This window comes from Bradyrhizobium sp. HKCCYLS3077 (genome assembly GCF_051167555.1).
Lineage (GTDB): Bacteria > Pseudomonadota > Alphaproteobacteria > Rhizobiales > Xanthobacteraceae > Bradyrhizobium.
The window spans coordinates 620,956-644,575 of the sequence record NZ_JBNPTH010000002.1; the positions used below are offsets into that span (position 1 = coordinate 620,956).

General features: G+C 65.4%; 28 protein-coding genes. 20 read left to right on the forward strand and 8 right to left on the reverse strand.

All coding sequences use genetic code 11. The features are described from left to right. Positions 1–44: 44 nt before the first annotated feature. The 7 genes from phnE (ACQR0Z_RS08990) to ACQR0Z_RS09020 all read left to right on the forward strand — a co-directional run bounded on the left by phnE (ACQR0Z_RS08990) (position 45) and on the right by ACQR0Z_RS09020 (position 6,501). Entirely contained in the window at positions 45–929 is an 885-nt protein-coding gene (gene phnE / locus ACQR0Z_RS08990) for a phosphonate ABC transporter, permease protein PhnE (protein ID WP_434876446.1), read from the forward strand. Next, positions 926–1,774, forward strand: a complete 849-nt coding sequence (phnE, locus tag ACQR0Z_RS08995) for a phosphonate ABC transporter, permease protein PhnE (RefSeq protein WP_434918369.1) — start codon at positions 926–928, stop codon at positions 1,772–1,774. The genes phnE (ACQR0Z_RS08990) and phnE (ACQR0Z_RS08995) overlap by 4 nt, the downstream gene beginning before the upstream one ends. A 157-nt stretch (positions 1,775–1,931) precedes the next feature. Beyond that, positions 1,932–2,939 carry an ABC transporter substrate-binding protein gene (locus ACQR0Z_RS09000; RefSeq protein WP_434918370.1) on the forward strand — a complete coding sequence of 336 codons (1,008 nt, stop codon included), beginning with the start codon at positions 1,932–1,934 and terminating at the stop codon, positions 2,937–2,939. A gap of 50 nt (positions 2,940–2,989) precedes the next feature. Beyond that, positions 2,990–3,805, forward strand: coding sequence for an ABC transporter permease (locus ACQR0Z_RS09005; RefSeq protein ID WP_434918720.1), 816 nt, complete (start codon positions 2,990–2,992; stop codon positions 3,803–3,805). A gap of 4 nt (positions 3,806–3,809) precedes the next feature. After that, complete coding sequence (locus tag ACQR0Z_RS09010; RefSeq protein ID WP_434918371.1) at positions 3,810–4,595, forward strand: ABC transporter permease; 786 nt, start codon at positions 3,810–3,812, stop codon at positions 4,593–4,595. A 5-nt stretch (positions 4,596–4,600) separates the two neighbouring features. Beyond that, positions 4,601–5,653 (forward strand): ABC transporter ATP-binding protein, encoded by a 1,053-nt coding sequence (locus tag ACQR0Z_RS09015; RefSeq protein WP_434918721.1) that lies wholly within the window; start codon positions 4,601–4,603, stop codon positions 5,651–5,653. Between the two features lie 5 nt (positions 5,654–5,658). Then, entirely contained in the window at positions 5,659–6,501 is an 843-nt protein-coding gene (locus ACQR0Z_RS09020) for a phosphodiesterase (RefSeq protein WP_434918372.1), read from the forward strand. A gap of 21 nt (positions 6,502–6,522) precedes the next feature. Here ACQR0Z_RS09020 and phnF read toward each other — a convergent pair whose 3' ends face one another. Then, positions 6,523–7,248: a phosphonate metabolism transcriptional regulator PhnF gene (phnF, locus tag ACQR0Z_RS09025; protein WP_434918373.1), complete on the reverse strand. Its 726-nt coding sequence runs from the start codon at positions 7,246–7,248 to the stop codon at positions 6,523–6,525. A 120-nt stretch (positions 7,249–7,368) separates the two neighbouring features. On the opposite strand from phnF, the gene phnG reads away from it, so the two are divergent. Genes phnG through ACQR0Z_RS09070 form a run of 9 tightly spaced genes read left to right on the forward strand, consistent with a single transcriptional unit; the run spans position 7,369 to position 14,319 of the window. Beyond that, the gene (phnG, locus tag ACQR0Z_RS09030) at positions 7,369–7,821 is read left to right on the forward strand and encodes a phosphonate C-P lyase system protein PhnG (RefSeq protein WP_434918374.1); all 453 of its coding nucleotides are present in this window, start codon (positions 7,369–7,371) and stop codon (positions 7,819–7,821) included. Next, positions 7,821–8,432 carry a phosphonate C-P lyase system protein PhnH gene (phnH, locus tag ACQR0Z_RS09035; protein WP_434859315.1) on the forward strand — a complete coding sequence of 204 codons (612 nt, stop codon included), beginning with the start codon at positions 7,821–7,823 and terminating at the stop codon, positions 8,430–8,432. The genes phnG and phnH overlap by 1 nt, the downstream gene beginning before the upstream one ends. A 3-nt stretch (positions 8,433–8,435) precedes the next feature. Further along, a complete protein-coding gene (locus tag ACQR0Z_RS09040) occupies positions 8,436–9,539 on the forward strand; it encodes a carbon-phosphorus lyase complex subunit PhnI (RefSeq protein WP_434918375.1) in 1,104 nt (367 codons plus the stop codon). Next, complete coding sequence (locus tag ACQR0Z_RS09045) at positions 9,536–10,420, forward strand: alpha-D-ribose 1-methylphosphonate 5-phosphate C-P-lyase PhnJ (RefSeq protein WP_434918376.1); 885 nt, start codon at positions 9,536–9,538, stop codon at positions 10,418–10,420. Before ACQR0Z_RS09040 ends, ACQR0Z_RS09045 begins: the two co-directional genes overlap by 4 nt. Beyond that, entirely contained in the window at positions 10,413–11,207 is a 795-nt protein-coding gene (gene phnK / locus ACQR0Z_RS09050) for a phosphonate C-P lyase system protein PhnK (protein ID WP_434876437.1), read from the forward strand. The genes ACQR0Z_RS09045 and phnK overlap by 8 nt, the downstream gene beginning before the upstream one ends. Before the next feature lie 11 nt (positions 11,208–11,218). Continuing rightward, a complete protein-coding gene (phnL, locus tag ACQR0Z_RS09055) occupies positions 11,219–11,917 on the forward strand; it encodes a phosphonate C-P lyase system protein PhnL (protein WP_434859592.1) in 699 nt (232 codons plus the stop codon). Between the two features lie 17 nt (positions 11,918–11,934). Continuing rightward, positions 11,935–13,092 carry an alpha-D-ribose 1-methylphosphonate 5-triphosphate diphosphatase gene (locus ACQR0Z_RS09060; RefSeq protein WP_434918377.1) on the forward strand — a complete coding sequence of 386 codons (1,158 nt, stop codon included), beginning with the start codon at positions 11,935–11,937 and terminating at the stop codon, positions 13,090–13,092. Next, a complete protein-coding gene (gene phnN / locus ACQR0Z_RS09065; RefSeq protein WP_434918378.1) occupies positions 13,089–13,733 on the forward strand; it encodes a phosphonate metabolism protein/1,5-bisphosphokinase (PRPP-forming) PhnN in 645 nt (214 codons plus the stop codon). The genes ACQR0Z_RS09060 and phnN overlap by 4 nt, the downstream gene beginning before the upstream one ends. Next, positions 13,711–14,319: a pyridoxamine 5'-phosphate oxidase family protein gene (locus ACQR0Z_RS09070; protein WP_434918379.1), complete on the forward strand. Its 609-nt coding sequence runs from the start codon at positions 13,711–13,713 to the stop codon at positions 14,317–14,319. Before phnN ends, ACQR0Z_RS09070 begins: the two co-directional genes overlap by 23 nt. 40 nt (positions 14,320–14,359) lie before the next feature. Here the strand turns inward: ACQR0Z_RS09070 and ACQR0Z_RS09075 are convergent, their stop codons facing one another. The 3 genes from ACQR0Z_RS09075 to ACQR0Z_RS09085 all read right to left on the reverse strand — a co-directional run bounded on the left by ACQR0Z_RS09075 (position 14,360) and on the right by ACQR0Z_RS09085 (position 16,646). Then, positions 14,360–14,581, reverse strand: a complete 222-nt coding sequence (locus tag ACQR0Z_RS09075; protein WP_434859322.1) for a hypothetical protein — start codon at positions 14,579–14,581, stop codon at positions 14,360–14,362. 1,294 nt (positions 14,582–15,875) lie between these two features. Next, positions 15,876–16,199, reverse strand: a complete 324-nt coding sequence (locus ACQR0Z_RS09080; RefSeq protein ID WP_434859323.1) for a DMT family transporter — start codon at positions 16,197–16,199, stop codon at positions 15,876–15,878. 186 nt (positions 16,200–16,385) lie between these two features. Further along, on the reverse strand, positions 16,386–16,646 hold the full coding sequence (locus ACQR0Z_RS09085; protein WP_434918380.1) for a hypothetical protein: 261 nt from the start codon (positions 16,644–16,646) through the stop codon (positions 16,386–16,388). 194 nt (positions 16,647–16,840) lie between these two features. Here ACQR0Z_RS09085 and ACQR0Z_RS09090 point away from each other — a divergent pair, with 194 nt between their 5' ends. Beyond that, on the forward strand, positions 16,841–17,815 hold the full coding sequence (locus tag ACQR0Z_RS09090) for a quinone oxidoreductase family protein (protein ID WP_434918381.1): 975 nt from the start codon (positions 16,841–16,843) through the stop codon (positions 17,813–17,815). 76 nt (positions 17,816–17,891) lie between these two features. Here the strand turns inward: ACQR0Z_RS09090 and ACQR0Z_RS09095 are convergent, their stop codons facing one another. Further along, the gene (locus ACQR0Z_RS09095; RefSeq protein WP_434876431.1) at positions 17,892–18,167 is read right to left on the reverse strand and encodes a hypothetical protein; all 276 of its coding nucleotides are present in this window, start codon (positions 18,165–18,167) and stop codon (positions 17,892–17,894) included. Between the two features lie 134 nt (positions 18,168–18,301). Beyond that, entirely contained in the window at positions 18,302–18,925 is a 624-nt protein-coding gene (locus ACQR0Z_RS09100; RefSeq protein WP_434859326.1) for a LexA family transcriptional regulator, read from the reverse strand. A gap of 142 nt (positions 18,926–19,067) precedes the next feature. On the opposite strand from ACQR0Z_RS09100, the gene ACQR0Z_RS09105 reads away from it, so the two are divergent. Together ACQR0Z_RS09105 and ACQR0Z_RS09110 are read left to right on the forward strand one after the other, a co-directional pair. Then, positions 19,068–19,595 (forward strand): GcrA family cell cycle regulator, encoded by a 528-nt coding sequence (locus tag ACQR0Z_RS09105; protein WP_434859327.1) that lies wholly within the window; start codon positions 19,068–19,070, stop codon positions 19,593–19,595. Between the two features lie 64 nt (positions 19,596–19,659). Next, complete coding sequence (locus tag ACQR0Z_RS09110) at positions 19,660–20,259, forward strand: DUF6456 domain-containing protein (RefSeq protein WP_434876430.1); 600 nt, start codon at positions 19,660–19,662, stop codon at positions 20,257–20,259. A gap of 66 nt (positions 20,260–20,325) precedes the next feature. Here ACQR0Z_RS09110 and ACQR0Z_RS09115 read toward each other — a convergent pair whose 3' ends face one another. Next, on the reverse strand, positions 20,326–20,679 hold the full coding sequence (locus ACQR0Z_RS09115) for a hypothetical protein (RefSeq protein WP_434918382.1): 354 nt from the start codon (positions 20,677–20,679) through the stop codon (positions 20,326–20,328). Positions 20,680–20,933: 254 nt separating this feature from the next. Here ACQR0Z_RS09115 and ACQR0Z_RS09120 point away from each other — a divergent pair, with 254 nt between their 5' ends. Beyond that, complete coding sequence (locus tag ACQR0Z_RS09120; RefSeq protein ID WP_434918383.1) at positions 20,934–21,365, forward strand: hypothetical protein; 432 nt, start codon at positions 20,934–20,936, stop codon at positions 21,363–21,365. Between the two features lie 45 nt (positions 21,366–21,410). Here ACQR0Z_RS09120 and bamA read toward each other — a convergent pair whose 3' ends face one another. Then, the gene (bamA, locus tag ACQR0Z_RS09125; protein WP_434918384.1) at positions 21,411–23,579 is read right to left on the reverse strand and encodes an outer membrane protein assembly factor BamA; all 2,169 of its coding nucleotides are present in this window, start codon (positions 23,577–23,579) and stop codon (positions 21,411–21,413) included. Positions 23,580–23,620 lie beyond the last annotated feature (41 nt).

Sequence of the window (23,620 nt, forward strand, 5' to 3'; positions counted from 1 at the left end):
TGTATGAGACGTGACCTCTTTTCGAACGAGAGCAGCCCTATAAGATGGCGACCGCCATTTCGATCCTGCCGAGCCAGCAGCTTGAGGCTCTGAACGACGCCTATCGTCGGGCGGTCGCGCGCCGGCGCCTGCGGCTCGCGCTGTCCGCTGCCGCTTTCCTGGCCGCGCTGCTGGTCGCCGCGGTCGGTGCCGAGGTCAATCTGCGGACGCTGTACACGTATTTCGGAAATTTCGTCAGCTACTTCGATCGCATCTTCACGCTCGATGACGGTCACCGCGTCTGGACCAATGTCCCGGAGTGGTTCTGGGGCTTCAAGAAGTGGCTCAAGCTGCTCGGCGAGACCTTGCTGATCAGCTATGTCGGCACGATGGCCGGAATCGTCGTGGCGTTCTGTCTCAACTTCCTGGCTGCGGAAAACACCTCGCCCGCGCCGTGGGTCCGTTTCACCGTGCGGCGGCTGCTCGAATTCGCCCGTACCGTGCCGGGCATCGTGTTCGCGCTGATCTTCGTCATCGCCTTCGGTCTTGGCCCGATCCCCGGCGTGCTCGCCATCGCCGTTCACTCCAGCGGCGCGCTCGGCAAGCTGTTCTCCGAAGTGGTCGAGAATGCCGACATGAAGCCGGTGGAAGGCGTCCGCGCGACGGGGGCGAGCTGGCTGTCCTGCATGCGCTTCGCCGTTCTGCCGCAGGTCGTCGCGGGCTTCTCCAGCTACAGCCTGCTGCGCTTCGAGATCAATGTCCGCGAGGCCTCGGTGATGGGCTTCGTCGGCGCCGGCGGCATCGGGCAGGAGCTCGTGGTCGCGATCCGCAAGTTCTACTACTCGGACGTCAGCGCGATCCTCGTCATGATCGTCGTGACGGTGTTCCTCATCGATATCGCCACCGGCTGGCTGCGCGGCCGGCTGTTCGGCGCGGAGGCGCGGACATGAGCACGATGGACGCGCAGGACCCGCAGCAGATGCGGGAGCGTTATCCGCATGTCTTCGATCGGCCGCTGTCGGCCCGGCTGGCGACACCGGCGATGCTGGTCCTGGCGCTGGCGATCTTCATCTTCGGCCTGGTCGATCTCCAATTCTCGCCGGCGCGGATGCTTGCCGGGCTGAGCCAGCTCGGCTGGATTTCGCTCCTGATGCTGCCGCCCGATCCGGGCTCCTCGTTGCCGGTCTATCTCAAGGCGCTCGGCGAGACATTGTCGATCGCCGTGCTCGGCACGACGCTCGCCGCGGTCTTTGCACTGCCCGTCAGCCTGCTGGCCGCCAGGAACATCATTCCTTCGGCGATTTTCCGTTTTCCGGTGCGGCGGCTGTTCGATACCATCCGCGGCGTCGACACGCTGATCTGGGCGCTGGTCTGGATCAACGTCGTTGGCCTCGGCCCGTTCGCCGGTGTCCTGGCGATCGCGGTGTCGGATTTCGGGGCGCTCGGCAAGCTGTTCTCGGAAGCCTTGGAGAGCGCCGACCGCAAGCAGGTCGAGGGCGTGCGCGCGGCCGGCGGCAGCGCGCTGCACGAGGTCCGGTTTGGCCTGCTGCCGCAGGTGTTGCCGGTGATCGCCGGTCAGGTGCTGTATTTCATCGAGTCCAACACGCGTTCGGCGACCATCATAGGCATCGTTGGCGCCGGCGGAATCGGCCTGCAGCTTGCGGAGCAGATCCGCGTGCTGGAATGGCAGAAGGTGTCGTTCCTGATCCTGATGATCCTGGTGGCCGTGGCTGCAATCGACTGGATCTCGAGCAAGCTGCGCTTCGCCATCATCGGACGTCGCGCCGTCGCGTGACGGGAGCGGCACCCGAAGGTTGCGGTCATTCGTAGGCGAACGATCAGGCTGCGCGGATGCCTGTGTGTCCCCTGCGCGGTGTCGCAAATCTTTCATGTGCCGGCCGTAATGGGGCTCCGGAACCGGCCGCCGGGTCGGATATACGGAGTTCTCATTCATGAAGGTCACCCGCCTCGTTCTTGCGCTCGTCGCGCTGATCGTTCTGGCGCCGTCGCAGCAGGCCAAGGCCGCCGACGTCATCTGCTACAATTGCCCGCCGGAGTGGGCCGACTGGGCCTCGATGCTCAAGGCGATCAAGACCGATCTCGGTTATGACATTCCGCACGACAACAAGAACTCCGGCCAGGCGCTGGCGCAGATTCTCGCCGAGAGGGCCAATCCGGTCGGCGACATCGGCTATTTCGGCGTGACTTTCGGCATGAAGGCGAAGGCGCAGGATGCGCTCGAGGCCTATAAGCCTGTCAATTGGGACCAGGTCCCGGCCGGTCTGAAGGACGCCGACGGCTACTGGACCACGATTCATTCCGGCACGCTCGGCCTGTTCGTCAACAAGGACGCGCTCGGCGGCAAGCCTGTGCCGGCGTGCTGGAAGGATCTGCTCAAGCCCGACTACAAGGGCATGGTCGGCTATCTCGATCCGAGCTCGGCGGCCGTCGGCTATGTCGGCGCCGTCGCCGTCAATCTCGCGCTCGGCGGCTCGCCCTCGAACTTCGATCCGGGGTTGAGCTTCTTCAAGGATCTGCGGAAGAACGATCCGATCGTGCCGAAGCAGACATCCTATGCTCGTGTGGTCTCGGGCGAAATCCCGATCCTGTTCGACTACGACTTCAATGCGTACCGCGCGAAGTACACCGAGAAGGGCAATTTCGAGTTCGTCATTCCCTGCGAAGGCTCGGTGGTGTTTCCCTACGTCGTTGGTCTCGTGAAGAACGCGCCCGACAAGGACAAGGCGAAGAAGGTCATCGACTACCTGCTCTCGGACAAGGGCCAGGCGATCTGGACCAACGCGTATTTGCGTCCGGCGCGTCCGATCGAGCTGCCTGAGGCCGTCAAGGCGAAGTTCCTGCCGGACAGCGACTACGCTCGCGCCAAGAGCGTGAACTGGGGCGACATGGAGACCGCGCAGAAGGGCTTCGTCGACCGCTATCTGTCCGAAGTCCGCTAAGGAGCCCTGTGCCCCGCCGGGCCGAAATCCGGCGGGGCATGCCCGATCTCATGTCGCACAAATCCTTCGTCTGGACCTGCCTGTTGCCGCTGGCCGCCGTGACCGCGGCCTTCTTTCTTCTGCCGATGGCCCGGCTGCTCGTCACCGCCGCGGAAGGACCGCGCGGCCTGGCCGAATATCTTTCGATCGTCGTCGAGCCGCGCTACCGCGCGACGCTTCTGAATACGGTGCTGCTGGCTGCGGCGACCACGGTCGCGACATTGATCGTTGCCACCATCGCCGGCCTGTTCCTGCAGCGCCATCGCTTTCCGGGACGCGCCGTCCTGGTTGCCGTCCTGACGTTCCCGCTCGCCTTTCCCGGCGTCGTGATCGGATTCATGATCATCCTGCTCGCCGGCCGCCAGGGTCTCATCGGCGACGTTTCCTCGCGCGTGCTCGGCGACAAGATCGTGTTCGCCTATTCGATCTATGGGCTTTTCCTCGGCTATCTCTACTTCTCTATTCCGAGGGTCATTCTCACCATCATGGCCGCGGCACAGAAGCTCGATCCCGGCCTGGAGGAGGCGGCGCGCTCGCTCGGCGCAAGCCCATGGGCGGTGCTGCGCGACGTAGTGCTACCGGCGCTTGCGCCGGCCCTGGTCGCCTCGGGCGCGATCGCGTTTGCCACCGCCATGGGCGCGTTCGGCACGGCGTTCACGCTTGCGACTAACATCGACGTGCTACCGATGCTGATCTACACGGAATTCACTTTGGCCGGAAATCTCGCGACGTCGGCAGCGCTATCGGTCGGGCTCGGGGTGATGACTTGGCTGATCCTGGCGCTGGCGCGCACCTTCACCGGCAACTCCGTGGCAGCGGCAGGGTAGGCGCGTGCGCAACCGCATTCTCTTCACACTCCAGTTCCTGTTCACGCTGCTTGTCGCGGCATTTCTGGCCGTGCCTGCCGCGCTCTCGATCGCGGCCGGCGTCACCGTCAACTACTTCCGCGGCCTCCAATCCGGCGTGACCCTGCAATGGGTCGTGCAGGTCTGGGAGCTCTATGCCGGCACGATCCTGGCGTCGATCATGATTGCGCTCGGCACGCTCGCCGTCACGCTCGTGGTCGGCGTTCCCGCCGCTTACGCGCTGTATGTCCGCGGTGGACGGCTCGCGCGGATGGTCGAGGAGATCATCACCTTGCCGCTCGCTATTCCCGGGCTTGCGATCGCGCTGGCGCTGCTGCTGACCTATGGCGGCTTCGGCAGCTTCCGCCGCTCGTGGCTGTTCATCCTCGCTGGCCACGTCGTCTTCACGATGCCATTCATGGTGCGCTCGGTGATGGCCGTGTTCGCCACCATCGACGTCAAATCGCTCGACGAAGGCGCAGCTTCGGTCGGCGCCTCGCCGTGGCGCCGCTTCGTCGACGTCATCGTTCCCAATGCGGCGCCTGGCATTCTGGCCGGCAGCCTCATGGTCGTCACGCTCTCGCTCGGAGAATTCAACCTGACCTGGATGTTGCACACGCCGCTGACCAAGACCTTGCCGGTCGGCCTCGCCGACGCCTATGCGTCGATGCGCCTCGAGGTGGCCTCCGCCTATACTCTGATTTTCTTCGTCCTGATCATTCCGCTCCTGGTCGCCATGCAGTGGATCGGCGAAAGGGGAGGTGCAAGGTGAGTACGATGACCCGTCACGGCGCGGCGCTGAAGATCGAGAATTGCGGCAAGACATTCGCAGACGGCACCAACGCGCTCGCGCGCGCCACGCTCGACATCGCGCAGAGCGAAACGCTGGTGCTGCTCGGCCCGTCAGGTTGCGGCAAGACCACGCTGCTGCGGATCGTCGCCGGCCTTGAGACGCCCGACGCCGGCGGCCGCGTGCTGTTCGACGGCAAGGATCAGACCAGGCAGCCGATCGAGAAGCGCAATGTCGGTATGGTGTTCCAGTCCTACGCGCTGTTTCCCAACATGACGGTGGCGGAGAACATCGGCTATGGGCTGAAGATTCGCGGCGTCTCGCGGGCGGAACGCGCCGCGCGCGTGGCTGAGCTGGTGGCGCTGACCAATCTGGCCGGGCTCGAGGACCGGCGCATCGATCAGCTGTCGGGCGGCCAGCGCCAGCGCGTCGCGCTCGCGCGGGCCGTGGCGATCAGGCCGAGCGTGCTGCTGCTCGACGAGCCGCTGACGGCGCTCGACGCAGCCTTGCGCGAGCGCCTGCGCGGCGAGCTCAACAGCCTGCTGCGGACGCTCGGCATCACCGCGATCTATGTGACCCACGACCAGGCCGAAGCGATGGAGCTCGGCGACCGTATCGTCGTGATGCGCAAGGGCGCGATCGCGCAGGTCGGGACGCCGCGTGAGATCTATTTCGAGCCGGCCAATCGTTTCGTCGCGGAGTTCGTGGGCGCGGCCAACATCATCGAGGCGCCAATCGCGGACGGCCATCTCTTGCTGCCGGGAGGCCGGCAGCCTGTTATCGAAGGCGGTTCGCAAGCCAAGGCTATCGCGATGGTCCGCCCTGAGACGATCGGCATTGCCGACGTGTCGGCCGCGTGCCTGACCGGCGTGGTTGATAGCGTTCGCTTCGCCGGCGACCGCCAGCGCATCGTCGTGCGTGATGCCGCATCCGTCGCATTGACGGTGGATGCGCCGAATACGATCAGGGTCGGAACAGGGGAGCGCGTCGGCCTGTCCATTGCGGCGAACGCCATTCGTCTGCTGCCAGAGGAAGGCTGAACGGCATGAGCAAGCGCCCCATCATCATCGCTCAGATCTCCGACCTGCACATCAAGGCGCCCGGCCGGCTCGCCTATCGCCGCGTCGATACCGCGCGGGCACTGGCGCATTGCATTGCGGAGCTCAACCGGCTCGCGCCGAAGCCTGATCTCGTCGTGATCTCCGGCGATCTCGCCGACACGCCGTCGGCGGTCGAGTACGAGCATCTCGCGGGATTGCTGGCGGAGCTTTCGATTCCCTACGTCGCGGTGCCCGGCAATCATGATTCACGCGAGCTGATGCGCGCGGCGTTTCCGGATCATTTTGATGCCGGCGCGTCCGGTCCGCTGAACCGGCATGTCGATCTGCCGGAGCTCGATCTGCTGCTGCTCGATTCCAGCGTGCCCGGTCATCCGCATGGCGAGCTCGACGCGGCCACTCTCGCTTGGTTCGACGACAGGCTGTCCGCGCGTGCCGACAAGCCGGCGCTGATGTTCCTGCACCACCCGCCGTTCGCCACCGGCATCTGGCATATGGACCGGCAGAACCTCGGCAATGCCGATGCTCTCGCCGCGATCGTCGCGCGGCACCCGCGGCTGCAGTTGATCGGCTGCGGGCACGTGCATCGCGCCACGTTGACGAGGTTTGCCGGCATTCCCTGCACGATCTGTCCCGCGCCGAACCACGCCGTCGCGCTCGATCTCGCTGAGCTGCAGCCGCCGTCGTTTCGGGTCGAGCCGCCGGCCTTCCATCTGCACGCCTGGTTTCCTGGTGCAGGCTTCGGCTCCGTCGTGACGCATCAGGTGCCGATCGGCGATTTCGACGGGCCGCATCCCTTCTTCAATGCCGACGGCTCTCTGATCGACTGAGCCCGAGAGGCCCGGTCGCCTCTAGCTCTCCACCTCGAAGGTCACGCGCTCCGCGGCGAAGCGCGAGCGCTTGACGACGAGCGGCGTTCCGTCGGCGTCGATGTCGGTGCTGTCGACCACGAGCACGGGGCGGCCCAGCGCGAGATCCAGGCGTGCCGCATCGCTCGCATCGGCGATGTCAGCGGTGATGCGGGTCGATCCGCGGCGATAGTCGCGAATGCCGAAATGCGCGAGCAGCGCCGTCATCGAACGGGCCGAGGCGAAGATCGAGCCGGCATCGGGAAACCGCTCAGTCAACAGCCATGACGTGCTCACGCAGATCGGTGTCTTGTCGGCAAAGCGCAGCGCGTCGATGCGCGTCAGCGCTGCGCCGGCCTTCACGCCGAGCACGCGCGCAAGATCGCGCGTCGCCGGCTCTTCGCCGGCGGCCAACATTTGTCCACGCGGTTCGCGGCCGCCGGCGCCGACGATCTCGGAAAAGCGCGTGCGCGATCGCAGCGGATAGGACAGCCGCGGGGCCTCGACATAGGTGCCGCTGCCGCGCTCGGCCCGCACCAGGCCGCGTTCCGCGAGCGTCGCGAGCGCACGCCGCACCGTGTGGCGGTTGACGCGGTATGTCTCGGCGATTTCGGTCTCGCCCGGCAGGCGCGTCCCGGGGGCGAAGCGGCCGCCGGCGATGTCGCGCTCGATCCCGTCGGCCACGCGCCGCCACAACGCGACGCCCGAAGGAGCGTCCTGCATGCTCATCCCCGGTTCTCCGCCCTTCGGGTCGCGAAAATCACGTCCATGTCATCAAACAGTCATGGCGTCCCGTTACGAAGTTGTCTAGTATCATAGACAACTTCACGACGGCAAGAGCGGATGGAGATGGACGCCAAAACGATGCAGGAGCGGCGCAGGACGGCGATGCAGGTCCTCTCACACGCCTCGCATGCGGATATCGCAGCCAGGCTGGAAGGCCTTGGGCTGCCGGATCATCAGGATCTGCGCGCGGCGGAGAACGGTCTCGTCATGCTGCGCGGCCGGGTCGGTGGCGATGGCGCTCCGTTCAATCTCGGCGAGGCGACGGTGTCGCGTGCGGCGGTGCGGCTGGGGAGCGGCGAGGTCGGCTTCGGCTATGTGCTCGGACGCGACGGCGGCAAGGCGCGGCTGATCGCGCTCTGCGATGCGATGATTCAGTCGCAGGCGCATGCTCAAGGCGTCCTCACGCAGGTGGTCGCGCCGCTGCAGTCGCAGCTCCAGGAAAGTCGTCAGCGCCAAGCAGAAGAGGCTGCGGCGACGCGCGTCGACTTCTACACGATGGTCCGAGGAGAAGGCTGATGGCCATTGTGACGTCCGAGCTTCAGCCCGGGTTTTCCGACAAGGTTCTGGCAGCGCAGTCGACGTTCCGCACGGTGATGGAAGCCATGGCGCGGCCCGGCAGCGTGCGACACATCGAGGCTCCTGTGGGGCGGCCTGCATGCTTGATGCACGGTACCGCCGCGATCGCGTTGACGCTGTTCGATCACGACACCCCGATCTGGCTCGATGCGCCGTTGGCCGCAGCCGCGGAGGTCGGTGCCTGGCTCAAATTTCACACGGGGGCGCCGATCACTGGCAAGCCCTCGCAGGCGAGCTTCGCGCTGGTGGCCGCGCCCGACACGCTGCCTGATTTCAGCTCATTCGCGCTAGGTTCCGCCGAATATCCCGACCGTTCGACGACGTTGATCCTGCAGGTGGCGAGCCTGTCCGCTGGCCGGACCTTTCAGTTGCGCGGCCCGGGCATCGACGGAACGGCGACATTCGCCGCGTCGATCGCGCCGGCCGATCTGTTCGAGCGGCTGTCGATCAATGAGAGACTGTTTCCGCGCGGAATCGATGTGGTGCTGGTCGACGGTTCGTCGATCGTTGCCATCCCGCGCACGGCGCGGCTCGTCGCCGCAGGAGGTTGAGGCATGTATGTCGCCGTCAAGGGTGGCGAGCGCGCCATCGAGAATGCGCATCGGCTGCTGGCGCATGAGCGTCGCGGCGATCGCAATGTGCCGGATCTGTCGCTGGCGCAGATTTCCGAGCAACTCGGCCTCGCTGTCGATCGCGTGATGAGCGAGGGCTCGCTGTATGATCGCGAGCTCGCCGCGCTGGCCATCAAGCAGGCCCGCGGCGATCTGATCGAGGCGATCTTCCTGGTGCGCGCCTTCAGGGCGACATTGCCGCGCTTCGGTGCGAGTGAGCCGGTCGATACCGGTGCGATGCGGGTGCAGCGGCGGGTATCGTCGACGTTCAAGGACATCCCGGGCGGGCAGGTGCTCGGCCCGACCTTCGACTACACGCACCGCCTGCTCGATCCGCAGCTTGCGAAAGGGGCCGATCCCGAGTCCCCTGCGATGGCCGAGGCCTCGACTGCGCCGACGCCGCGAGTGACCGACATTCTTGGCCAGGATGGTCTCATCGAGCCGTCGCCGCAGGCGGAAGCCGGCGCTCCCGTTGGGGACCTGACGCGTGATCCCCTCGGCTTTCCGGCGGGGCGCGATCTGCGGTTGCAGAATCTCGCGCGTGGTGACGAAGGCTTTCTGCTTGCGCTTGGCTATTCGACGCAGCGCGGCTACGGCCGCAACCATCCGTTTGCCGGCGAGATTCGCTTCGGCGAGGTCGAGGTCGAGTTCTTCGCCGAGGAGGTCGGCTTTGCCGTGCCGCTCGGCTCCATCGAGCTGACCGAGTGTCAGATGGTCAATCAGTTCAAGGGCTCGGCCACCGAGCCGCCATGCTTCACCCGCGGCTACGGCCTCGCTTTCGGCCAGAGCGAACGCAAGACGATGTCGATGGCGCTGGTCGACCGCGCCCTGCGCGCGCGTGAGCTGGGCGAAGACGTGATTGCGCCGGCGCAGGACGAGGAATTCGTGCTGTCGCATTCCGACAACGTGCAGGCGACCGGCTTCGTCGAGCATCTGAAGCTGCCGCACTATGTCGATTTCCAGTCCGAGCTTGGCCTGTTGCGCAAGCTGCGTCAGGAGTTCGCGGACGCCCATGCGGCTCCCGTCATGAAGGAGGCCGCGGAATGAACGCGCCAACCTACAATTTCGCCTATTTGGACGAGCAGACCAAACGCATGATCCGCCGTGCGATCCTGAAGGCGATCGCGATCCCCGGCTATCAGGTGCCCTTCGCAAGCCGCGAGATGCCGATGCCCTATGGCTGGGGGACCGGCGGCGTGCAGGTCACAGCCGCCATTCTCGGACCCGCCGATGTGCTCAAGGTCATCGACCAGGGTTCGGACGATACGACGAATGCGATCTCGATCCGCAAGTTCTTCGCCAAGACGGCGGGGGTCGAGACCACGACCTCGACGGAAGCCGCGACCGTGATCCAGACCCGGCATCGCATTCCCGAGGCGCCGCTGCGCGACGGGCAGGTGCTGGTCTATCAGGTGCCGATTCCGGAGCCGCTGCGCTTCCTCGAGCCGCGCGAGACCGAGACGCGGCGCATGCATGCGCTGGCGGAATATGGCTTGATGCACGTCAAGCTGTATGAGGACATCGCGCGCTTCGGCCATATCGCGACCTCCTATGCGTATCCGGTCAAGGTCAATGCGCGCTATGTGATGGACCCGTCGCCGACGCCCAAGTTCGACAATCCCAAGATGGACAATTGTCCGGCGCTGCAATTGTTCGGCGCTGGGCGCGAGAAGCGGATCTATGCCATTCCGCCTTACACGTCGGTCGTCTCGCTCGATTTCGAGGACCACCCGTTCACCCGCTACAAATTCGATGCGCCCTGCGCGCTGTGCGGCGCGGAGGATTCCTATCTCGACGAGATCGTGACGGACGACAAAGGCAGCCGCATGTTCGTCTGCTCCGATACCGACTATTGCGAGGGCCGACAGGCCGCGGGGCATCGCGGCGTCCAGAGCGCCGCTCCGCATAAGGAGACCGCTCATGGCTGAGATGATCGGCGCATCCGACCAGCCGCTGCTGGTCGCCGAGGGGCTTGCCAAGAGCTATGGCCGTCTCGCCGCCTGCCGCGACGTGTCCTTCGTGCTCTATCCGGGCGAGGTGCTCGCCATCGTCGGCGAATCCGGTTCGGGCAAATCGACGCTGCTGCAGATGCTGTCGGCGCAGCTTGCGCCGAGCGCGGGGCGCGTGTCCTACCGGATGCGTGACGGTGTGCTGCGTGATCTCGCCGAGCTTGGCGAGGCCGAGCGCCGCTTCCTGTTCCGGACAGATTGGGGCTACGTGCATCAGGACCCGGCGCAGGGCCTGCGCATGGCGGTCTCTGCCGGCGCCAATGTCGGCGAGCGGCTGATGGCGGTGGGCTGGAACAACTACGGACGTATCCGGCAGACTGCCTCGTCCTGGCTCGAGCGCGTCGAGATCGACGTTGCGCGAATCGATGACGCGCCGCGCACCTATTCCGGCGGCATGCGGCAGCGGCTGCAGATCGCCCGCAATCTGGTGACGGAGCCGCGGCTCGTGTTCATGGACGAGCCGACCGGCGGGCTCGATGTCTCTGTGCAGGCGCGCCTGCTCGATCTGATGCGCAGCCTCGTCAACGAACTCGGCCTTGCGGCGATTGTCGTGACGCACGATCTTGCGGTCGCGCGGCTGTTGTCTCATCGTGTGATGGTCATGAAGGAGGGGCGGGTGATCGAGACCGGCCTCACCGACCAGGTGCTCGACGATCCGCGCGAGCCTTACACGCAGCTTCTCGTCTCCTCGATCCTTCCGCCATGAGCCAGACCGCAATGACCGTGATGATCGATATCGAAAAGGCCGAGAAGACCTTCACCATGCATCTGCAGGGCGGCATTTCGCTGCCCGTGGTGCGCGGCGTCTCGTTCCAGGTGATGTCAGGCGAATGCGTGGTCCTGTCGGGTCCGTCGGGCGCGGGCAAGTCGTCGATCCTGAAGATGATCTTCGGCAACTATCGCTGCGACGCCGGCCGTATCGCGGTCCGGCATCAGGGCGAGATGGCCGATCTCGCCAGTGCCGAGCCGCGTCAGGTCCTCAACGCCAGACGCCTGACCATCGGCTATGTCAGCCAGTTCCTGCGCGCGGTGCCGCGCGTGGCGGCGCTCGACGTGGTTGCCGAACCGCTGCTGACGGCTGGGCTGTCACGCGACGAGGCGCGGGCACGGGCGGGTGAGCTGCTCGGCCGACTGAACATTCCCGAGCGGCTGTGGTCGCTGCCGCCGTCGACCTTCTCCGGCGGCGAGCAGCAGCGCGTCAACATCGCGCGCGGCTTCATCTCCGATCTGCCCGTGCTGCTTCTGGATGAGCCGACTGCCTCGCTCGATGCGGCGAACCGTGCCGTCGTGGTCGATCTGATCGCGGGAAAGAAACAACAAGGCGTGGCGATGCTGGCGATCGTCCATGATGACGAGATCCGCGCGCAGATTGCGGATCGCACGGTCGACGTCACGACATTCGCAGCGGCCGCCTGAGAGGTGATGGATTGCAGATGAGTGCGAACATGTCCGACATCGTGATTGGCAACGCGAAGCTGGTTCTCGCCGACCAGGTCATCGAGCAGGGGTGGGTCACGATCGCCGACGGCCGCATCGTCGAACTCGGCGAGGGCGCCGCTCCGGCCGGAAGCCTGGACGCCGGCGGCGACCTGCTGATGCCCGGCCTGGTCGAGTTGCACACCGATCATCTCGAGGCTCATTTCGTGCCGCGTCCCAAGGTCTATTGGGATCCCGTGGCGGCCGTGATCTCCTACGACGGGCAGCTTGCGACGGCGGGGATCACCACGGTGCTGGACTCGCTGCGTGTGTGGAGCGAGGAGGGCGCCGAGGGCGTGGATGGTCAGGCCAACGTGCTTGCCGATGCCATCGCGACCGCGCGCGATGGCGGGCTGCTGCGCACGAGTCACTTCCTGCATTTGCGCTGCGAGGTGCCGATGCCGACGGTGGTCGAGGAAGCCCGTCAGCTGGCCGGGCGTTCCGACGTGCGGCTGATGTCGCTGATGGACCATACGCCGGGGCAGCGTCAGTTTCGCGACGAGGGCAAGCTCCGCGACTACTACCGCGGCAAGAGCGGCGGCAAGACCGATGCCGAGCTCGACGTCATGTTTGCGCGACGTTTCGCCTATCAGCAGGCCTATGCGGCGCCGAACATGCGGGACATCGTCGCGCTGGCCAAGGCGCACGGCGTGCCGCTGGCGAGCCATGACGACACCACCGAGGAGAACGTCGCCGACGCGATCAAGGACGGCATCGCGGTCGCCGAATTTCCGACCACGATCGAGGCGGCGCGCGGCCTGCACGACGCGGGCATCAGCATCCTGATGGGGGCGCCGAATGTGGTTCGCGGCGGCTCGCACTCGGGCAACATCGCCGCGGTTGATCTCGCCCGCGAGGGATTGCTGGACATCCTGTCCTCGGACTACGTGCCATCGAGCCTCCTGATGGGCGCGCTGCAATTGCCTGAGCGCGTCCCGTCGATCGATCTGGCCGCAGCCGTGCGGACCGTGACGAAGGCGCCGGCCGATGCGGTCGGGCTGAACGATCGTGGCGAGATCGCCGCGGGCAAGCGCGCGGACCTGATCCGCGTTCACATTGCCGGCCAGGTGCCCGTCGTGCGCAGCGTCTGGCGGGAAGGAATTCGGGTGGCATGAGCGAGGTGCGGGCTGCATCGCTGGATCTGCGAGAGAGGCTCGGTCCGGGGCGCCTGGTCCTCGTGGTTGGGCCGAGCGGCGCGGGAAAGGATACGTTGCTCAATGTCGCGCGCCGCGAATGCGCCGCCGATGACCGCGTCGTCTTTCCGCGGCGGGTCGTCACGCGCGAAGCCTCCGCCTTCGAAGACAATCTGGAAATGAGCAAAGCCGGCTTTCGCGAAGCGCTCGCCGCCGGCGATTTTGCGCTGCATTGGGATGCCCACGGCCACGGCTACGGCGTGCCGCGCTCGGTCAACGACGACATCCTGGCCGGCCGAACCGTCGTCGTGAATGTCTCGCGCACGGTGATTCAAGCTGCGCGTCGCGACTATGCTCATGTCACTGTCGTCGCCATCACCGCGCCGGCCGACGTTCTCGCCGAGCGTCTGGGCAAGCGGCATCGTGCGAGTGACGGCGACATTGGCGAGCGTCTCCACCGCGCCGTGAGCGACGACGACGTGGCAGCTGATGTCACGATCGTCAACGTCGGTAATCCCGAGCCGCACGGCCGTCGCTTGGCCGAGATCATCAAGGGGCGGAGTGACGGAGCGCCGATCATAGCTAACGAGGGAAGCAGCCATGTCGATCATCACCACGATTGAACAGCTCGAGGCGATCTATGGCGAAACCGGGCTGGCCTCGACGGCGAAGGTCGCTGATCGCGTCACGCCGCACTATCGGGTGATGATCGAGAAATCGCCGTTCGTTGCGCTCGCGACCTGCGGTCCCGAGGGGCTCGACTGCTCGCCGCGCGGCGATCTGCCCGGCTTCATCCGCATTCACGACGACAAGACGCTGATGATGCCGGATCGACGTGGTAACAATCGGGTCGATTCACTGCGCAACATCGTTCGTGATCCGCGGATCGGCCTTCTGTTCCTGATTCCGGGATCCGGCAATACGCTGCGCGTGAACGGTCGTGGTCATCTCTCGACGGCGCCCGACCTGCTGGAATCCTTCCGCATGGAAGGCAAGCTGCCGCGGTCCGTGCTCGTCATGACCATCGAGGAAATCTACTTCCAGTGCGCGCGGGCCATCGTTCGTGCCGATCTTTGGAACCCGGACAAGCGGGTAGATGCACGAGAGTTGCCCACGCCCGGTCAGATCCTGGCGGCAATGACGGCCGATATCGACGGGGCCGCATATGACCGCGAGTGGCCCGAGCGTGCGCGCCAATCCATGTGGTGAATCCGGCGCGGCGCGCGCCGGAGCAATTCGGCTGGAATGATCAGGCTGCGACGTCGAGCAGGCGCGATGACCCCCTGACGAGAGTCTTGCGCCCGTCAACGGTGAGCGTCGCGGCGCCGTTGCTGATGTGCGCAAGGCCGAGGACAGTCAGCTGTTCGACGATCATGCCGTTCAGCCGCCGGCGGTCACGCGCGGGAATGCGAAGCGCCTTCAGCGTCTCCCATTGATCCGGCGTGAGCTCGTGTTCGACATCTGCGTTCATGGGGCCTCGAATGTTGCCGTCCAGCCTTCGTCTTAGAAAGTCAGCGTGACGAAGATGCGACCTTCATGCATCCGTAGTGCTACGGCGGTTTCATTACGCCGGAAGCGGCGGCGAATTAATTCAAATTTGAATGATCTCGAATGTGCGGTGCCGCATGGACGCCGACGTGTTGTTAGCGGTGAACAATGGTCGCGGGTTAACCGAACATTAAGGCAAGGGTTCGTGGAGGAGCGGTAACGCCACTGTCACATGCGTGTGTCAAACGGCGCCATCGTCCTGCTCGAATCGGCCGGTGCGCATCCGTGACTCGAAAACGCGTCGAATGGCTGACTTGAACGACGCCCTGCTGCCGCAGGCGAACCGCAGAACCTGGTTGCGCGGCCTGGGCGGCCTGACGCTCAGCCTCTCGATCGCGTGCCTGGCGGTGTACGTGCTGACGCGCGCCGTCAAGAAGCTGGACATCTCGCATGTGCTGTCGATCGCCCAGGCGACGGACAAGCATCTGATCGCGATCGCGCTGGCGCTGGTCGCGCTCTCCTATGCGAGCTTGACCCTGTATGATCTGTTCGCGCTGCGGACCATCGGCCGTCACGACATTCCCTATCGCGCTGCGGCGATCGGCAGCTTCACGAGCTATCCGATCGCGCATGGAATAGGCGCGGTCGCGCTGATCTCGCCGCTGGTTCGCTACAGGATCTACGCGCCTTACCGGCTCCGCGCGATCGACATCGCCAATATCAGCTTCCTGACCGGCCTGACCTTCTGGCTCGGCAATCTCACCGCGCTCGGCCTGAGCCTGATGATCGATCCGGATGCGTTCGGATGGGTGGAGTATTGGCCGCCCGCGCTCAACCGTGCCGTGGCAGCCGCGCTGCTTTGCGCCGTGTTCGTCTTCGTGATCTGGAGCTGGCCCGGCCGGCGCAGCCGGCGTTGGCCGGTCCGCCTCCCATCCGGTCCGGCAGTCCTGCTGCAGATCCTGGTCGGCGTGTTCGAGTTGAGCAGCGCGGCGCTCGCGATGTACGTGCTGATCCCGGCCGAACTGGACATCGGCGTCGTCAGGCTCATGGCGGTGTTCATCGCGGCGACCTTGCTCGGCTTCGCCAGTCACGCGCCCGCCGGGATCGGGTTGTTCGACGCGACGATCCTGCTAGGGCTCGCCGGCGCGGATCAGGAGCGGCTGCTCGCGGCGCTGTTGATCTTTCGTGTTCTCTATCACCTGCTGCCGTTCCTGCTTGCGCTCTTCCTGTTCGGCGGTGTGGAGTTGTTTCGCTCGCATCGGAAGCCAGTGGCGGAATCAGACCGGCGAGTTCAGCTTCAGTCCAACCATGCCGGTGATGATCAGCGTCAGGCAGAACAGCCGCATCGGATCGGCCGGCTCGCTGTAGAGGGCCATGCCGACAAGGATGCTGCCGGCCGCGCCGATCCCGGTCCATACCGCGTAGGCGGTGCCAAACGGCAGTGAGCGCAGCGCCAGCGACATCATCCCGAAGCTGAGCAGGATCGCGATCACGGTGGCGACGGTGGGCCAGAACCGCGTCAGACCATCGGAATGCTTGAGGCCGAGCGCCCAGAGAATCTCGAGCAGACCGGCTGCGAGCAGGAACAGCCAGCCGCTCATGGGAACGGCTCACCGGGTCGTGCGGACGCGCGCGGCCTCGGACCTGCGTCCCGGACGAGAAGAGCTTTTGCGCGAAACAGTCCGGTCATTCCGTCACCCCCCGCGCGGGTCGTCGCTGCCCTCCATGTGCATCGTTCGCACGACGCGCATATGACAGATGATGGCGTCGCGGCAAGGGCTGGCGGACTATCGCTCCTCCATCATCGTGAAGACGAAGCCGGTCAGCGTGGCGCCGACCGTGAAGGACAGCGTCAGCACACCGACGAAGATCATGAAGGTGATGTGCGGGTCGAGGCTGTGCTCGATCAGCGTCGAGATGCCGAAGGCATCCAGCTGGGTCAGCGCGAAGGCGAAGCCGAGCCCCAGCGTGGCGCCCATGAAGGTGTGGCAGGCAAGCTCGATCAGGATGGCCGGCTTGGCCACGGCGCTGCGTCTTTTCGGCGGCATCAGCCTGTCCTCCGCATTCGCCGGAGAACGCTGGAACGGCGAGCGTGGTTCCTCGGCTGCCGCGCAGGGCGCAGCAAAGCCGATTGCCAAACCGAACCGACTGCGGCTACGGATTCAAACTTCGGCGGTGCAGCCGAGGGCGCGAGAGCGCGCAGTTGCACAAGCGCAATTCGACAAGGGAGGATGGACAGCAGATGACCCACGCCATTCGTTTCCACAAGACCGGCGGCCCAGAGGTCCTGACCTGGGAGCAGGTCGAGGTCGGCAAGCCCGGTGTCGGCGAAGCGCGAATCCGTCAAACCGCGGTCGGCCTGAACTTCATCGACATCTACAATCGGTCCGGGCTCTATCCGGTCCAGCTGCCAAGCGGCCTCGGCAGCGAAGGCGCCGGCGTGATCGAGGAACTGGGCGAGGGGGTCACTGATCTCAAGGTGGGTGACCGGGTCGCCTATGGCTCGTCGCCGCTCGGCGCCTATTCGGAGGCGCGGCTGATCCCGGCTGCGCAACTGCTCAAGCTGCCCGACGAGATCGACGACAAGACCGCGGCGGCGATGATGCTGAAGGGGCTGACCGCCCAGTACCTGATCCGGCAGACCTACCGCGTCAAGGCGGGCGACACCATTCTGCTGCATGCCGCCGCGGGCGGCGTCGGCCTGATCCTCAGCCAGTGGGCCAAGCATCTCGGCGTGACCGTCATCGGCACCGTGTCGAGCGACGAGAAGGCGGAGCAGGCGAGGGCGCATGGTTGCGACCACACCATCGTCTATACGCGGGAGGACTTCGTCGCGCGCGTGAACGAGATCACGGGCGGCAAAAAGGTGCCGGTGGTGTATGATTCCGTCGGCAAGGATACGTTCCTGAAGTCGCTCGATTGTCTTGCGCCGCTCGGATATGCGGTGCTGTTCGGTCAGTCCTCCGGCACGGTCGATCCGCTCAATCTCGGGCTCCTCGCCCAGAAGGGCTCGCTGTTCGTGACGCGGCCGACGCTGTTCACCTATGCGGCCAGACGCGAGAGTCTGGTGGCGATGGCCAATGAGCTGTTCGATGTCGTCAAGTCGGGCGCGGTGAAAATCGAGGTCAACCAGACCTATCCTCTCAAGGAAGCCGCCAGCGCCCACGCCGATCTCGCCGGGCGGAAGACGACGGGATCCACTGTCCTGCTCGTCTGAGCTCACAGCGGGGCGTCCGCAAGGCGTCGCCTGATGAAGCCGCCCCCGCCCGTTCGCGCGGAGGGACGTCTTTCGATCAGACCTGCTCGTGCTTGCGCAGATCGCGCAGGTGGTCGAACCGGGCCGCCTGCAGATCGGCGTCTTGCCCGTCGATCTCCGGCACTGCGGCTTCGGACATGACGTCGCGCGTGATGTCCGCGACCGAGTGGCCGACGATCTCGTGAATGAAGCTGATGTTCGAATACTCTCCCGACGCGACCCGCGCGACGACGTCGCGCCGGGTCAGTTCAGGATCGACGACGGCCTCGCGCCCGCGGCGGCCATAGTCGATCATCACGACGAAATACTGCATGAAGCGCCAGTTCGCCTCCGGACCAAATCGGCCGCTGCATTATTTCTGAAAATAAGAAAATGTCAAGGCAAATCGTCTTGCCGTCTCAGGCACCGCGCGCGAGGAGGCCCGAGGTCCTCCTCGCGCATTCTTTTTCAACGTTCCTTGTTCGCCGCGCGGGCGCGTGACTTGGCGGCCGCCTTGGCGCGGATCCGCGAGATCTGGCCGCGCGGCAGGGTCACGAAGATCTCGCCGATCCAGTCCAGCTTGACGCCGACGATCGGCTTGGCGTTGAAGCTCTTCAGATTGACCACGGACGGCGATTTGCCGCGCTCGATCGTCTTCAGATAGCGCTCGCCGGACTTGAGGCGCACCACGGCTTCCTCGCCGTAGAAGCTCGACAGCGGATGGCGCTGTTCGCGATAGACGACGATGACGTCGCCATTCTCATATTTCGGCAGCATCGAATCGCCCATGACCTCGAAGGCGATGGTCTCCTCGGAGATCGGGAACGGCAGGGCGACCTCGCCCATGCCTTCGAGCGGCACCTGCTCGAAATCGGGCTCGATCACCGAGCCGGCGCCGACCCGGCCCATGATCGGAACGGAGTTCAGCTCCAGATATTCGGTGATCAGCGGGATTTCGGCGGCCTTGATCAGGCGCTGGCCTCCGAGGATCTCGGAGACGGCGCCGGGCCGCACGCCCATGGCGCGGGCCAGCCCTCCCTTCGTTTTTCCCGGCTTCTCGAGTGCACGCTCGATCATGGCGACGTCCAACATGGCATTGACCCCTTTTGCGAATCTCGGAAAGGATTATACGTTTCGATTTATCAGAACTCAAGCTTGACTTTTCCTTCGGAATAACGGAAATTAAGCCGGCATGCAAGAGCCGGCGGTCGAAATCCAGAAGAAAGAGGCAAGAATGCAGTCCACCGATTGGCCCGATTCACATTCCAGCGCGCTCCGCGAGCTCCATGCCAGGGGGCTCTCCTACGCCGAGATCGCCCGGGCGCTCAATGCGCAGTTCGGTACGGCCTATACCCGCAATGCGACGCTCGGCCGCGGCAAGCGGCTCGGTCTCGTCGCGCCGGCAGCCCCCAGAATCGCTCGCTCCGAAGCCCGGCCGATGTCGGCGGCGTCGGGAACCCGCCATCGACGCGCCGAGGCCCCGGACCGGCCGGTGTCGGCGCCGCAGCGCAAGACCCGGGTCAAGCTGCGCTCGGTCGGCATCAGCCCGCGGCTGTTGTCGCTCGACCAGCTCGAGCCCGGCGATTGCCGCTACCCCTATGGCGGCGACCGCGATGATGATCCCATCACCTTCTGCGGTCATCCTCGCCAGCCCGGCTCCTGCTATTGCACGCCGCATTTTCATCTCACGCGTGAGCCCGCCGAGCCGGCGACCGACCGGCCGACGGGCCCTCTGACCCTGCGGCTCGTCGCCGCCGCGTGAGACGCGGTCTGAGACGCAGTCCCTGCCACAGACCTGATTTCCTTCACAGTTCCGGAGACGAGACATGGCGCGCCCTCGACGCAGCAAATCCATTCGTATGGCCAAGACGCACGACCGCCGGGCAGCCCAGCTGCCGCGGAACGCGGATGTCGTTCCGGTCGAAATCGACGATCCCCTCGCGCTCGAACCGGGTGAAAAAATCGTCGCGCTGCGCTCCGTGCGCGGCGATCCGCTGGGACGGTTGCACGCGCACAAGCAGCTCGACGACGCCCAGTACCAGGCCGGACGTGCGTTTCAGAACGACTGGGAGCGGGCCGAGCGCGGGCCGCAGGCGATCGACCCGTCGCGCGACCATGTCGATGGCGCGCGCGGACGCGAGCCGGTCACTGAAGCGCAGCGGCAGGCGGTCCTGCGTCTCAATCGCGCCGAGCGCGAGCTTGGCGCTGATGGGGCCGCCATCACCCATGACGTTCTGGTGCAAGGTCTGACCATGGAGCAGGTCGGGCACAAGCGTGGGCTGGCCAGCCAACGCTGGAACGACTATTTCGCCCGCCGCTTCAAGGAGTGCCTGGACCGGCTGGCGGTGGTGTACGGTCTTGCGACGGAGCGCACGGCGCTCCGGCCTGGGCAAACGCCGCGATCGAGCCCGCGGCGCGAAACCTAGCGGTTTGTCCCGCCAGTGCTCGCCGGTGCAGCGAGTGCTGGTGGCCTCTGTTCAGGAGTGCGGCGTTCAGGGATGCGGCGCGACGGTGTACGTCGTGCTGTAGGGCTCGACCCGCAGCGACGCATGGGCGAGCAGGGCGATCTTGGCCGACGGAGCCATCTGCAGCTCGCCATTTGGTCCACGATGGACATTGTACTGCCAGGCCGTGAGATCGCCCTTCTGGGACAGCGCGTGCGCGATCGCACCGGCATCATTGCCGCCGATCGTCTTCATCTCGTCGGCCGTCAACCCGATGACGATCTCGTCCTTGACCGTCACCACCTTGAACAAGGACGTCTTGGCCTCCTCGGCCAGCGCGGCGGAAGCAGTCAACGCCAGCGTGGCGAGAGCGCCGAACATGGGGCGGGTCAATGCAGTCATGAGGTCTCCTGCTCGTCATCATATCGTCGTCGCTGAGCGCGCAGGCTTTGGTGGTCTGCAGGTGGCTTTCGGTTCGCGGAAAGCGCTTGAAATAATTGCGGCGAAGATTTGAACCAGGTGGCGCGAGCCGAGTCTAAGCACTCTCATGTGCAAACGAAAAGCTGTTCGTCCCGGGTTGAATCCCTTGTTGACGCAGGTCAAGCTGCCTGCTTCGGCTTGTCGTATCAGAGACGCGCGAAGTGACGGGGGATGCCATGTTCACAGGTAACTATCTGTTCCGTTCATCCGGCGGCAAGGCCGCGCTTGCAGCTGTCGCGGCGATCGCCTTCACAGCGGCCGACCCGGTGCCGGCCGGCGCGCGGATGGCTGGCCCGGCCAGCAAGGCAGCGGTCGCCAAGGTGGCGTCGAGCGACGTCACGGATCTGAGTGCGCGTCGACGCCATCGTCGCGTCTACCGGAGCAATCCCGCGGCCGGCCTTGCCATCATGGGCGCGATGATCGGAACGATCGGCGCGATTGCCGCGCATCAGCACGACGACGACTACTACTACGGGCCGGGGTACTATGCGGGACCCGGCTACTACGGGCCGCCGAGGGTGTACTATGCACCGCAGCCCTATTACGGCCATCCGTACTACGGCCACCCATATTATGGGCCGCGCGTTCACTACTACCATCCGTACTGAACGGATGCTGCGGCGATGAGGCCCGTCCGGGCGCCGGCGTTTCGCCTAGAAGCCGCCGGCGCTGAAGCGGAATGGCTGCACCACGTCGTAAGCCGCCTTGCTGATCGGAACCGCATAGTCGACCGTGAGCGGCCCGAACGGCGAGGCCCAGGTCATGCCCACTCCGACCGATGACCGCAGCACGTTCCGGTTCGCGACCTGCGCGTTCTGCATTGGTCCGCGATAGCCGAACACGGTGCCGGTATCGACGAAGGCGGATGCCCGCAGGCCGTACTCCTGCGGCAGGCCGGGAATGTTGCCCTGCAGCTCCGCGGTGGTCGCCCAATACATGCTGCCGCCGACATTGTCGCGCGTCGATCCCGGCGTGAGATCGCGCGGACCGAAGCCGCCGGGCGCGAAGCCGCGCACCATGGTGGGACCGCCGAAGAAGCTATTGAGAAGCGGCGCCTGCTGGCCACCCCATCCGGTGATGTAGCCGCCCTGGGCGCGCACCATCGCGGTCAAGTCCCGATTGACGGCGCGGTAGTAGCGGACGTCTCCGGTCGTCCGCAGAAAGCGCACGTCGCCGCCGAGGCCGGCGAGATCCTGCGTCAGTTGTGACCGGATACCGCTGGTGGGAAACTTGTTGTTGTCGAGCGTGCTGGTGGTGATCGTATTGCCGAGCGAGGACACGGTCTGCCGTCCCGCATTGACCGCCTGTCGCACCGGCAACGAAGCCGCCGCCGGCGAGATCCCAGGCGCGAGCACCACCTTTTGGTCGTAGAGCGAGTAGCGCCACAGCATGGCGGTCTGCTCGCTGACCGGCATGCCCAGAGTGAGAGCGCCGCCATAGGTATTGCTGCCGAACGCCTGGAAGTTGCTCACCATGTTCTGGCGTGCGAACAATTCCAGGCCGGGTGTTGTCCGGCCCAGCGCATAGGGCGACGTGAAGGACAGGGTGGCGCCGCGCGCGAACTGGCCGTAGGTGAATTTCGCCTGCGCCGTGTTGCCAGTGCCAAGCACGTTGCGGTCGCCAATCTTGACCTCGGCGAGCAGTCCGTCCGTCGAGGAATAGCCGCCGGACACGTTGAAGTCGCCGGTGGCCTGGTCAACGGCTTCGACGTCCAGCACGATACGATCCCGCGTCGATCCCGGCCGCGGGGTGATTTTGACGGTCTTGAAATAGTTCAGGCTGCGCAGGCGCCGCTCGGCGCGATCGACCAGCGTCCTGTTGTAGGCGTCGCCTTCACCGATATCGAATTCGCGGCGGATGACGTCGTCCCGGGTGTTCGTATTGCCGTGAATCTCGATGCGCTCGACGTAGCTGCGCCGCCCCTGCTCGACCTGGATGGTGATGTCGGCCAGGCCTGCCGGAGCATTTCGGGTGATCTTGGGCTCGATTTGCGCGAATGGAAAGCCGAGCCTGCCGAGTTCGGCCGTCAGCACCTCCGAGGTCTTGTCGAGCTTGCTCTCGTCGAACACGTCGCCTTGCTGCGCCGGCACCAGCGCCCGCAGGCCGTCGCAGGACAGACCCTGCACGTTGCATGCGACGTCGATTGCTCCAAACTTGTAGAGCCCGCCTTCCTCGATCGAGAACACGAGATTGTAACCGCTGTTCGCCGCATCGTAGTCGACGCTCACATTCGTCACCTCGGCGTCGGCATAACCGTGGCTTCGATAGTATTGCCGCAGCAGCTCGCGATCTTCATTGACCCGATCGGCGTCATAGACGTTGCCGCCGGTCACGAAGCTCAGCACGTGGGTCGCCGAGGTCTTGATCACGGCATGCAGTTGACGCGCGCCATAGGCATGATTGCCGACGAAGCTGATGGCGCGGACCGGCGTCTTCTTGCCTTCGGTGATGGTGAAGACCAGATCGACGCGATCGTTGCCGCGATCGATGATTTCCGGCACGACCCGGACGTCGTCACGTCCGACGCGATGGTAGGCCTGGATGATGCGGACGACGTCGCCCTGTACGGTCGCGCGTCGCAGACCCGCGCGCGGCTTCGATAGAACGGCCGCTGTCAGGTCGGCGTCTTTCACCTTCTTGTTACCTTCGAAGACGACGCGATCGAGCACTTTTGCTTCCCGGAGGCGGACGACGATCCGGCCGCCGGTACGGGCGAGCTTCACGTCGTCCACAAGTCCCGTGGCAATCAGCGACTTCAATCCCGCGTCGAGCGCGGCGTCGTCGTAGCGTCCCTTGGCGTCGGCATGGAAATAGGAGCGCACCGTGTCGGCATCGACGTGCCGATTGCCTTCTACGACAAGGG

Coding starts and splice junctions, on each gene's coding strand:
- ACQR0Z_RS09060 (WP_434918377.1), top strand. CDS start 11,935: ATGAGTGCGAACATGTCCGACATCGTGATTGGCAACGCGAAGCTGGTT.
- ACQR0Z_RS09070 (WP_434918379.1), top strand. CDS start 13,711: ATGTCGATCATCACCACGATTGAACAGCTCGAGGCGATCTATGGCGAA.
- phnF (WP_434918373.1), bottom strand. CDS start 7,248: ATGAGCATGCAGGACGCTCCTTCGGGCGTCGCGTTGTGGCGGCGCGTG.
- ACQR0Z_RS09120 (WP_434918383.1), top strand. CDS start 20,934: ATGTTCACAGGTAACTATCTGTTCCGTTCATCCGGCGGCAAGGCCGCG.
- phnH (WP_434859315.1), top strand. CDS start 7,821: ATGGCCATTGTGACGTCCGAGCTTCAGCCCGGGTTTTCCGACAAGGTT.
- ACQR0Z_RS09110 (WP_434876430.1), top strand. CDS start 19,660: ATGGCGCGCCCTCGACGCAGCAAATCCATTCGTATGGCCAAGACGCAC.
- ACQR0Z_RS09090 (WP_434918381.1), top strand. CDS start 16,841: ATGACCCACGCCATTCGTTTCCACAAGACCGGCGGCCCAGAGGTCCTG.
- phnE (WP_434918369.1), top strand. CDS start 926: ATGAGCACGATGGACGCGCAGGACCCGCAGCAGATGCGGGAGCGTTAT.
- ACQR0Z_RS09075 (WP_434859322.1), bottom strand. CDS start 14,581: ATGAACGCAGATGTCGAACACGAGCTCACGCCGGATCAATGGGAGACG.
- phnL (WP_434859592.1), top strand. CDS start 11,219: ATGACCGTGATGATCGATATCGAAAAGGCCGAGAAGACCTTCACCATG.
- ACQR0Z_RS09040 (WP_434918375.1), top strand. CDS start 8,436: ATGTATGTCGCCGTCAAGGGTGGCGAGCGCGCCATCGAGAATGCGCAT.
- ACQR0Z_RS09085 (WP_434918380.1), bottom strand. CDS start 16,646: ATGCCGCCGAAAAGACGCAGCGCCGTGGCCAAGCCGGCCATCCTGATC.
- phnK (WP_434876437.1), top strand. CDS start 10,413: ATGGCTGAGATGATCGGCGCATCCGACCAGCCGCTGCTGGTCGCCGAG.
- ACQR0Z_RS09015 (WP_434918721.1), top strand. CDS start 4,601: ATGACCCGTCACGGCGCGGCGCTGAAGATCGAGAATTGCGGCAAGACA.
- ACQR0Z_RS09100 (WP_434859326.1), bottom strand. CDS start 18,925: ATGTTGGACGTCGCCATGATCGAGCGTGCACTCGAGAAGCCGGGAAAA.
- ACQR0Z_RS09105 (WP_434859327.1), top strand. CDS start 19,068: ATGCAGTCCACCGATTGGCCCGATTCACATTCCAGCGCGCTCCGCGAG.
- ACQR0Z_RS09080 (WP_434859323.1), bottom strand. CDS start 16,199: ATGAGCGGCTGGCTGTTCCTGCTCGCAGCCGGTCTGCTCGAGATTCTC.
- ACQR0Z_RS09115 (WP_434918382.1), bottom strand. CDS start 20,679: ATGACTGCATTGACCCGCCCCATGTTCGGCGCTCTCGCCACGCTGGCG.
- phnE (WP_434876446.1), top strand. CDS start 45: ATGGCGACCGCCATTTCGATCCTGCCGAGCCAGCAGCTTGAGGCTCTG.
- phnN (WP_434918378.1), top strand. CDS start 13,089: ATGAGCGAGGTGCGGGCTGCATCGCTGGATCTGCGAGAGAGGCTCGGT.
- ACQR0Z_RS09005 (WP_434918720.1), top strand. CDS start 2,990: ATGTCGCACAAATCCTTCGTCTGGACCTGCCTGTTGCCGCTGGCCGCC.
- phnG (WP_434918374.1), top strand. CDS start 7,369: ATGGACGCCAAAACGATGCAGGAGCGGCGCAGGACGGCGATGCAGGTC.
- ACQR0Z_RS09020 (WP_434918372.1), top strand. CDS start 5,659: ATGAGCAAGCGCCCCATCATCATCGCTCAGATCTCCGACCTGCACATC.
- ACQR0Z_RS09000 (WP_434918370.1), top strand. CDS start 1,932: ATGAAGGTCACCCGCCTCGTTCTTGCGCTCGTCGCGCTGATCGTTCTG.
- ACQR0Z_RS09095 (WP_434876431.1), bottom strand. CDS start 18,167: ATGCAGTATTTCGTCGTGATGATCGACTATGGCCGCCGCGGGCGCGAG.
- ACQR0Z_RS09045 (WP_434918376.1), top strand. CDS start 9,536: ATGAACGCGCCAACCTACAATTTCGCCTATTTGGACGAGCAGACCAAA.